The 9,185-nt window shown below is 65.3% G+C and carries 8 protein-coding genes; 3 read left to right on the top strand and 5 right to left on the bottom strand.

The window, feature by feature from the left end:
* Positions 1-181 precede the first annotated feature (181 nt).
* Positions 182-1,258: a Rieske 2Fe-2S domain-containing protein gene (locus tag BO1_RS47400; protein WP_028223572.1), complete on the top strand. Its 1,077-nt coding sequence runs from the start codon at positions 182-184 to the stop codon at positions 1,256-1,258.
* A gap of 113 nt (positions 1,259-1,371) precedes the next feature.
* On the opposite strand, the gene BO1_RS47405 is transcribed toward BO1_RS47400, so the two are convergent.
* Positions 1,372-2,289 (bottom strand): LysR family transcriptional regulator, encoded by a 918-nt coding sequence (locus tag BO1_RS47405; RefSeq protein WP_028223573.1) that lies wholly within the window; start codon positions 2,287-2,289, stop codon positions 1,372-1,374.
* A gap of 150 nt (positions 2,290-2,439) precedes the next feature.
* Here BO1_RS47405 and speB point away from each other — a divergent pair, with 150 nt between their 5' ends.
* Positions 2,440-3,393: an agmatinase gene (speB, locus tag BO1_RS47410; RefSeq protein ID WP_028223574.1), complete on the top strand. Its 954-nt coding sequence runs from the start codon at positions 2,440-2,442 to the stop codon at positions 3,391-3,393.
* 178 nt (positions 3,394-3,571) lie between these two features.
* Positions 3,572-5,086: a purine-cytosine permease family protein gene (locus tag BO1_RS47415; protein WP_028223575.1), complete on the top strand. Its 1,515-nt coding sequence runs from the start codon at positions 3,572-3,574 to the stop codon at positions 5,084-5,086.
* A gap of 71 nt (positions 5,087-5,157) precedes the next feature.
* Here the strand turns inward: BO1_RS47415 and BO1_RS55805 are convergent, their stop codons facing one another.
* From BO1_RS55805 to dmpE, 4 genes are all read right to left on the bottom strand, one after another.
* Entirely contained in the window at positions 5,158-6,084 is a 927-nt protein-coding gene (locus BO1_RS55805) for a tyrosine-protein phosphatase (protein WP_245644135.1), read from the bottom strand.
* 128 nt (positions 6,085-6,212) lie between these two features.
* Complete coding sequence (dmpG, locus tag BO1_RS47425) at positions 6,213-7,289, bottom strand: 4-hydroxy-2-oxovalerate aldolase (protein ID WP_043289156.1); 1,077 nt, start codon at positions 7,287-7,289, stop codon at positions 6,213-6,215.
* 22 nt (positions 7,290-7,311) lie between these two features.
* Positions 7,312-8,202: an acetaldehyde dehydrogenase (acetylating) gene (locus tag BO1_RS47430; protein ID WP_028223577.1), complete on the bottom strand. Its 891-nt coding sequence runs from the start codon at positions 8,200-8,202 to the stop codon at positions 7,312-7,314.
* Between the two features lie 72 nt (positions 8,203-8,274).
* Positions 8,275-9,057, bottom strand: coding sequence for a 2-oxopent-4-enoate hydratase (dmpE, locus tag BO1_RS47435; protein ID WP_028223578.1), 783 nt, complete (start codon positions 9,055-9,057; stop codon positions 8,275-8,277).
* Positions 9,058-9,185 lie beyond the last annotated feature (128 nt).

Consider the following 9,185-nt stretch of genomic DNA (forward strand, 5'->3'; position numbering starts at 1 on the left):
CGGCCCGCCGCGAAAACAAGTTAAGGCCAATTCGCAATAACCCGCGAGAAAAGCTTAGGAGCGGAAAGCTAAAAGCGCTCCAAAAGAACGAATGGGGGAACCCCCATAAGCAACCCTGGCTACGTACAGCAAGCGCCGCACACCACCCCAGTGCGGCTCAAATGACAGAAGGAGAACATCAATGTCCGCACGCCCTTACAAGATAGAAGCGCATCCGCTCACCCAGCGCTATGCCCGTGGCTGGCATTGCCTCGGCCTCGCGAGCGACTATCAGGACGGCAAGCCGCACACGCTGAACGTATTCGGCAAGCGTCTGGCCGCCTTCGCCGATTCGGCGGGCGAAATCCACGTAGTAGACGGCTACTGCCCGCACATGGGCGCCGACCTCTCGACCGGCCGCGTGGAAGGCGACACCCTGGTATGCCCCTTCCACGGCTGGCAATGGAACGGCGAAGGCCACTGCCAATCCATCCCCTACTGCAAACGCATTCCGCCCAAAGCAAAAATCGGCGCATGGCGCACCAGCGTGCAAAACAAGCTGCTCTTCATCTGGCACGACCCCGAAGGCGCCGAACCGCCCGAGAGCGTGGCGATTCCGCCAATCGCGGCCTGCGAATCGGACGAGTGGTCCGACTGGGTCGTCGACAAGATGGTGATCGGCACCAACTGCCGCGAGCTGGTGGACAACATCTCGGACATGGCCCACTTCGCGACCGTGCACGGCGCACCGGTCGATTACTTCGCGAACCTCTTCGAAGACCACAAGGCCACGCAATTGCTCGTGGGCCGCAGCGAGCGCCTGGGCGGCGACGAACTGATCGCGCTCTCCACCTATTTCGGCCCCGCGTATCACATCACCGAAATGACGGGCCAAAGCGGCGGCCATCCGATTCACTCGATCCTGCTGAACTGCCACGTGCCCATCGACATGAACAGCTTCGAGCTGCGCTACGGCGTGATGGTCAAGAAGATTCCCGGCATCTCCGAAGAGCAGAACCTCGAGATCGCGCGCGCCTACGTGACCCAGGCGCAGGCGGCGTTCTATGAAGACGTGGCGATCTGGGACAGCAAGACGCGCATCGACAATCCGCTGCTCTGCGAAGGCGACGGCCCGCTCTATCAGATGCGCGACTGGTACAACCAGTTCTACCTCGACGCCGCCGACGTGCGGCCCACGACCCGCGCGCGCAAGGTGTTCGAGATCACGGTGCGCGAGGGCGGCTCGGTGCCGCCGCTGCACCACGTGTTCGAAGGCTGAGCAAGGTGAGCAGCGCGGCAGGCGGCGCGGCGTGGCGCGCGCCGTGCTTGCCGCGCGAGCTGGGTCGGGCGATCACGCTCGCCCGACCATAGAGTTGCCATCGCAACGAGCCGTCACGCTTCGTCGCCCGCCTCTTGCGGATGTGCGTTGCGCAAATCCTCCAGAAACGCTTGCACGATCGGATCGTGGCTGCTGCGTTTTTGCGTGACCATGTGAAACGTCACCTCGTAGGTGAGTTCCTTGGGGTTGAGCGCCGCCAGCAGCCCGCGCCGCACATGCGGCGCCGCGAACTGCTGCGGCAGGTAGCCCAAATGATGGCCGGACAGGATCAGCAGCGACACGGCCTCCATGTTGTCGGCCTGCGCGCTCACCTTGTTCGCCGTGGTCGAATGCTGGGCCTCCGGCGTCGGGTAGGTGCGCCACACCCATTCATGATCGGCCACTTCGGCGGGGGCGAGCTTGCCCGCGCGCCCGAACAGCGGATGGCCGCGCCCGCAATAGGCGATCTGCCGCTCGACGAAGAGCGGCGTGTATTCGAGCGTCGGCACACGATGCCAGAAATAGCCCACGGCAATCTGGATCTCGCCATTGAGCAGCTGCTCTTCGAGCTCGCCCGGCGACTTCACCGAAATCGAGAAGCGCACTGCTTCGTCGCGCTTCTTGAATGAGGCGATCGCCTCGCTGATGCGCGCATTCTGGCTGATCGGCGTGTGGCCGATCAGGCCAATCCCCAACGTCCCCACGAGCTTGCGGTCCAGGTGCCGCGCCTTGAGCGCGAACTCCTCGGCGGCCGCGAGCAGCGTGGTGGCGAGCTCGTACAGGCGCTCGCCCTTTTCAGTCAGACGAAAGCCACTGCGCCCGCGCTCGCACAGCCGGTAGCCGAGGCGCGTCTCGAGCGTCGAGAGCTGCGCGCTGATGGTGGGCTGGCTGACGTTCAGCGTCGTTTGCGCGACGCTCACGCCGCCGGCCTCCACCACGGCCACGAAGACGCGCAACAGGCGCAGGTCGAGGTCGGTCAGGCTGCCGAGCATGGGTTCTCCGGGGGATTCATCGATACATAGCAATATACCAATGTAAACAGTGTGGATTCGTTATTTATCTTTGCTTGACGGATGCTTGAAACTGCGCCTGTAGCCGATTCGCATGATACGGCGGAATGAATGAGAACGTGGAGCACGGATATGTCTGACAATTTCTACCAACCCCTCGGCGGCAACGTCATGCCCCGCTGCGGCGGTATCGCAACGATGATGCGCCTGCCGCAGGTCGAAAGCGCCAAGGGGCTCGACGCCTGCTTCGTGGGCGTGCCGTTCGATCTGGGCACCTCGAACCGCACCGGCGCACGCTTCGGCCCGCGCCAGATCCGCTCCGAATCCGTGCTGCTGCGTCCCTATAACATGGCGACGCGCGCCGCGCCGTTCGACTCGCTGCAAGTGGCGGATATCGGCGACGTGGCGACGAACCCCTACAATCTCGCCGATTCGATCACGCGCATCGAACAGGCCTACGACGCGATCCTCGAGCACGGTTGCCGCCCCATTTCGATGGGCGGCGACCACACGATCACGCTGCCGATCCTGCGCGCGATCCACCGCAAGTACGGCCCCGTGGGCCTGATCCACGTGGACGCGCACGCCGACGTCAACGACACGATGTTCGGCGAGAAAATCGCCCATGGCACGCCGTTTCGCCGCGCCGTTGAAGAAGGGCTGCTCGATTGCAACCGCGTCGTGCAGATCGGTCTGCGCGGCACCGGCTACGAGGCCGAGGACTTCGACTGGTGCCGCCAGCAGGGCTTCAAGGTCGTGCAGGCCGAGGAATGCTGGAACCGCTCGCTCGAGCCGCTGATGGAAGAAGTGCGCGCGCGCGTGCAGGGCGGCCCCGTCTACTTGAGCTTCGATATCGACGGCATCGACCCGGCCTACGCCCCCGGCACCGGCACGCCCGAAATTGCGGGCCTGACCGTGCCGCAGGCGCTCGAGATCATCCGCGGCACCTGGGGCGTCGACATCGTCGGCGCGGATCTCGTGGAAGTCGCGCCGCCGTATGACCCGTTCGGCACCACGGCGCTGCTGGGCGCGAACCTCGCGTTCGAGATGCTCTGCGTGCTGCCGGGCGTGAAGCGCCGCAGCTGAGCGCAACGTGAAGCGGCTCGGCTGAGTGAAGCGCGAAGCGGCGCCACACGTAGCGCAGGCGGCGTGAGCGGCGCGTGCGGGCAGCATGGCCCGTGCGCCGCCGCCACGCGACAAATGCAGTAGGGAAAACGCAGTAAAAAGAGCAGTAGAAGAGCAGGACATTCAGGAGACTTGTTGTATGACAGCACAAGAGCATGCCGCTCGCGCGGCGGCCGGCGACGCGGGCCTCGAAATCGAAAACCATTCGATCGACTACATTCCCGAAAGCGAGCGCCACGCGAAGCTCAGCAGCCAGGGGCCGTTCTGGTTCCTCGGCAATTTCCATTTCTTCACCATCTCGATCGGCTTCGTTGGCCCGAGCATGGGGCTCTCGGCCGGCTGGACGACGCTGGGCGGCGCGGTCGGCATCATGTTCGGCACCATCTTCATGGCGTTCCACGGCTCCCAGGGCCCGGAGATGGGCCTGCCGCAGATGATCCAGTCGCGCGCGCAGTTTGGCTATCGCGGCGTGGCGCTCGCGCTGCTCGCGACGCTGTTCGTATTCGTCGGCTTTAATGTCGTGAACGTCACGCTCATCATGAGCGGGCTGAAAAACGTCTTTGGCCTGAGCCCGGCGCTGGTGGCGGTCGTCGCGGCGGTCGCGGGCGGGCTGCTGGCGATCTTCGGCCACGACCTCATGCACAAGGCGTTCAAGTGGGCGCTGATCGTGACGCTGCCGCTCTATGCGCTCGTCACGCTCGCGCTGATCTTCGGCGTGGGCAAGGGCGGCGCCGGCGCCGCATTGGCGGCCAATGCGGCGAGCACGCACCTCGGCTTCAACTGGGTCGCGTTCATCACGCAGTTCGCCATCGGCGCGAGCTACAACATCTCCTATGCACCCTATGTGTCCGACTACTCGCGCTATCTGCCCAGGCACACGAGCCGCGCGAAGCTGATCTCGGCGATCTTCCTGGGCGCGTCGCTCTCGGGCGCGTGGATGATCGGCCTTGGCGCGTGGCTCGCGCAGCAACTGCAGGCCACCGACGCGCTCGTCGCGCTGAACCAGGTGGGCGCGAAGCTGTTCCCGGGCTGCGGCAGCATTCTCGTGGTGGTGTCGGTGGCGGGCTTCCTGCCGATCATCGCGCTGAACACCTATAGCGCGATGCTGACGCTGCTGACCGGCGTGGACTCGTTCCGCAAGATCCAGCCGACGCGCCGTGCGCGGGTTGGCGCGGTGCTCGCGATCAGCGCGATCGTGCTCGTGTGCACGCTGTCGATCCCGGGTAACGGCGTGGCGCTGCTCAACACGTTCCTCGTGCTGATGCTGTACTTCCTCGTGCCCTGGACCGCGGTGAATCTGGTCGATTACTTCTTCGTGCGCAAGGGCCGCTATGCAATCACGCACTTCTTCACGCCGGACGGCATCTATGGTGCGTGGCAGGCGCGTGGGATCGTGGCCTATCTGATCGGCTTTGCCGCGATGATTCCGTTCTTCTCGATCGTGGACAACGAGTCGGGCAAGGAGATCTTTGTTGGCTACTTCGCGCATCAGATGAGCGGCATCGATCTTGCCTGGCTCGTCGGGCTGATCGTTGCTGGCGCAACTTATTATGTGTTGAGCCGCTCGCTCGATCTCGCCGCTGAGGAAAAGGTCATTCGCAAGATCAGCGAGCGTGACATCGTGGCGATGGCGCGTCAGACTTCGGGGCAGTGATCGGCTCGCGCCGGTTTGTGTGACGAAGCGGGCCGGTTGCGTTTCACGCAACCGGGCAGTTATCACGGTCTCTAATCCGCCGCAGCCACGAGATAGTTGCGGCGGATTTTTTCTATATCCACGTGCAGCACGTCGACGAGATAGTGCTGCATGCCGCCATAGCGTTCATCGATCACGGCCATTGCGGCGCCGATGTAATCGGGATCGACATCGAGCAAGGGTTGCGCGACCGCGGGCGCCACGCCAATCTTCTGCAACTGCGCCAATGCCCGCGCGTTGCCTGCCGCGTTATAGCGGTTCGACTCCAGATAGTTCGCGATAACCGTCGCGCGGTCCACGCCCAGCGCCGAAAGCAGCAGCACCGTTGCGAATCCAGTCCGGTCCTTGCCCGCCGTGCAGTGATAAAGCAGCGTCTTGTCCGCCTCGGCGAGCTTCAGGAAGCGGGCGAATTGCGCCTGGTAATCCTGGGGGAACTGGCGGTAGAGGTCGACCATGAAGCGGTGCATCTGCTCGGGCGTCGAGCGCTTGAGCATCGGCACGATGGCAGCGGGCGAGAGGTCGCCCGCGAGCACCGGGTCGGCCATCCAGGGAAAGAGCGCGCCGAATGCGGCTTCGGCGGGCGTCTTTTCGCTGGCGGCGCGAAAGTCCACCACGTCGTCCAGATGCAAGGCCGCGAGACGCGCGAAGTCGGCGGGCGTGCCGAGTGCGGGGTTCCCGCTGCGATAGAGTCGATGTGGCGCGACGCGCCGGCCATCGGCGCCAATGAGGCCGCCGAGGTCGCGCAGGTTCTGCACGTGATCCATGGGAATCAGACGGTCCGCGTCGGGCTGGGCCGTGGCGATGGCGCCGATGGCAGGTGCGGATTCGCCCGGTGCGGGCGTCGAGGTCTGGGCCGTCGCGGCATGAGCGATCACGCTCGTGGCGAGTGATACACCGGCGATGCGCGCCACACGACACAGCGCGTTGCGGCGGCGAGGAGAGCGGGGAGGTTGTTGCATGGGCAAGGGGCAGTGGGAGAAGATCGGGAAGAATACAGCAAGTGCAAAGCGCGCGCCGTCTTGCAACGGCGCGCGCTCTCGTACTACCTCGCGAAGGCGAACACGGTACAACGCTCAGTGAACGGCGCTCACGCCGCCACACTCAGCCCGCGCGCACGCGCGAAATTGATCGCCGTGTCTTCGATCATGTCTTCCTGGCCGCCCACGAGGCGCTGGCGGCCCAGCTCCACGAGGATGTCGCGCGCGGGCACGCCGTACTTCGCCTCGGCGCGCTTCGCGAACAGCAGGAACGACGAATAGACGCCCGCATAGCCGAGCGTGAGCGCGTCGCGGTCGATGCGGATGGGCGCGTCCATGATCGGCACCACGAGGTCTTCGGCCACGTCGGAGATCGCGAACACGTCCACGCCCGTCTCGATGCCCATGCGATCGCACACGGCCACGAATACTTCCATGGGCGTGTTGCCCGCGCCCGCGCCGAGCCCGGCCGCGGCGGCGTCGATGCGGCGCGCGCCCGCCTCGATGGCCGCGAGCGAGTTCGCAATGCCCATGGCGAGATTGTGGTGGCCGTGAAAGCCCAGCTCGGTCTCGGGGCGCAGGGCCTCGCGCACGGGCTTGAGACGCGCGGTCACGTCATGCGGCAGCATGTAGCCCGCGGAGTCGGTGATATAGATACAGTTCGCACCGTACGACTCCATGAGCTTCGCCTGCTCCACCAGCAGCTCGGGCGGGGCCATGTGCGCCATCATCAGGAATCCTACGGTGTCCATGCCGAGCTCGCGCGCGAGGCCGATATGCTGGCCCGAGACGTCGGCTTCCGTGCAATGCGTGGCCACGCGGATCGTGTTCACGCCAAGCCCGTGCGCCATGCGCAGATGGTCGACGGTGCCGATCCCGGGCAGCAGCAGCGCCGAGACCTTGGCCTGCTTCAGCTCGCTGATCACAGCTTCGAGATAGGCCTCGTCGCTATGCGCGGGAAAGCCGTAGTTGACCGACGCGCCACCCAGGCCGTCGCCGTGCGTGACTTCGATGAGCGGGACGCCGGCGGCGTCGAGCCCGCGTGCGATGCTGCGCATCTGGTCGAGCGAGATCTGGTGGCGCTTGGGGTGCATGCCGTCGCGCAGCGTCATGTCATGCACGGTGATGCGGGTGCCCGCGAGCGGGTGCTGCGGGGTTGCGCTGGTTTCCGGTTTTTCGGTTTGCATCGTGACTCCTGTCGTATCGGTATCAGGCGGCTGCGGCGGCCAGCATCTGCTCGGCGAACACTTCGCCGGTGCGGGCGGCAGCGGCCGTCATGATGTCGAGATTGCCGGCGTAGCGCGGCAGGTAGTCGCCGAGGCCGGCCACTTCCATGAACACGGAGACGCGCTTGCCGTCGAACACCGGCCCGTTCTTGAGCGTGTAGCCCGGCACGTAGCGGCGCACTTCCTCCACCATCTTGTGCACCGAGGCGGTGATGGCCTCGACATTGGGCTCGTCCTCGGTGAGGCAGTGGATCGTGTCGCGCATGATGAGCGGCGGCTCGGCCGGATTGATCACGATGATGGCCTTGCCGCGCCTGGCGCCGCCTACGCTTTCGATGGCGCGCGCCGTGGTGCGCGTGAATTCGTCGATGTTCTTGCGCGTGCCGGGGCCGACCGAGCGCGAGGACACGGTTGCGACGATCTCGCCATAGGCCACGGGCTGCACGCGCGCGACCGCATGCACGATGGGGATGGTCGCCTGGCCGCCGCAGGTGACCATGTTGACGTTCATTGCGTCGGTGACATGCTCGCCGAGGTTCACGGGCGGCACGCAGAACGGGCCGATCGCGGCGGGCGTGAGGTCGATCACGCGCACGCCGCGCGCGGTCAGCTTGTCGGAGTGCTCGAGGTGCACGTAAGCCGAGGTCGCGTCGAAGGCGATGCGGATCTGATCGGCTTCCAGATGCGGCAGCAGGCCGTCGATGCCATCGGCCGTGGTCTTGAGGCCCAGCGCCTGGGCGCGCGCGAGTCCTTCGGAGGTCGGATCGACGCCGACCATCCAGACGGGTTCGAGCACGGCGCTGCGGCGCAGCTTGTAGAGCAGATCGGTGCCGATGTTGCCGGGGCCGATCAGCGCGCATTGAATCTTGCTCATGGATCTTTCCTTGTTGATGTGACCTTTGCTTTTAATGCCATCCTTTCGGATTGCAGACGATAGGCAGACCGTTTAGACGAAGCTGACTTCGCAGCCGCCAATGCCTTCGATGCGCATCGAAAGGCGGTCGCCGGCGCCAACCGGAATCAGCGCGGCCAGCGCGCCCGAGAGCACGACTTCGCCCGCGAGCAGCGGCATGCCGAGTTCGCCGAGCATATTGGCGAGCCATGCCACGGCGTCGGCGGGGTGGCCGAGGGCGGCTGCGCCCACGCCTTCGCCGGCGTTGTTGCCGTTCTTTTCGATGCGCATGTGGCACGCCGCGAGATCGACGTCGTGCGGTGAGACGCGCTCGGGGCCGAGCACGTAGACGCCGCTGGAGGCGTTGTCGGCCACGGTGTCGCCGATGCGGATTGCCCAGTCGCGAATGCGCGAGTCGACGATCTCGAAGCATGCGCCTACGGCTTCGGTGGCTTCGAGGACGTCAGTGCGGTCCACGCCGGGGCCGCGCAGGTCGCTGCGCAGGTAGAAGGCGATCTCGCCTTCGGCGCGTGGCTGGATCAGCGTGTGGGCGGGAATGGCGGCGCCGCTTTCGTAGTGCATGCCGGAGAGCAGCATGCCGAAGTCGGGCTGGCGGACGTCGAGCATGTCCTGGACGGCTTTGCTGGTTACGCCGATTTTTTTGCCGACGATGGCTTCGCCGGCTGCTACTCGGCGTGCGATGAAGTGTTGCTGGATGCGGTAGGCGTCGGAGAGCGGCAGCTCGGGCAGGCGCGTGGTGAGCGGCGCGATGGGCATCCGTTCGAGCCAGGCAGCGAAGAGGGCGTCGCCGAGCGCCGCATGTTGGGCTGATGTCATGGAGGTGGCGTTCATAGTGGTAGAACGTTATTGGTTGCTGGCCGCAGTGGGCTTTTCCTGGTTGGCCTTAACTTGTATTCGCGGCGGGCCGCATGCGTTGCCCCTGTGCGGGGCGGCACCTACTTTTC

This window comes from Paraburkholderia oxyphila NBRC 105797 (assembly GCF_000685075.1).
GTDB classification, from domain to species: domain Bacteria; phylum Pseudomonadota; class Gammaproteobacteria; order Burkholderiales; family Burkholderiaceae; genus Paraburkholderia; species Paraburkholderia oxyphila.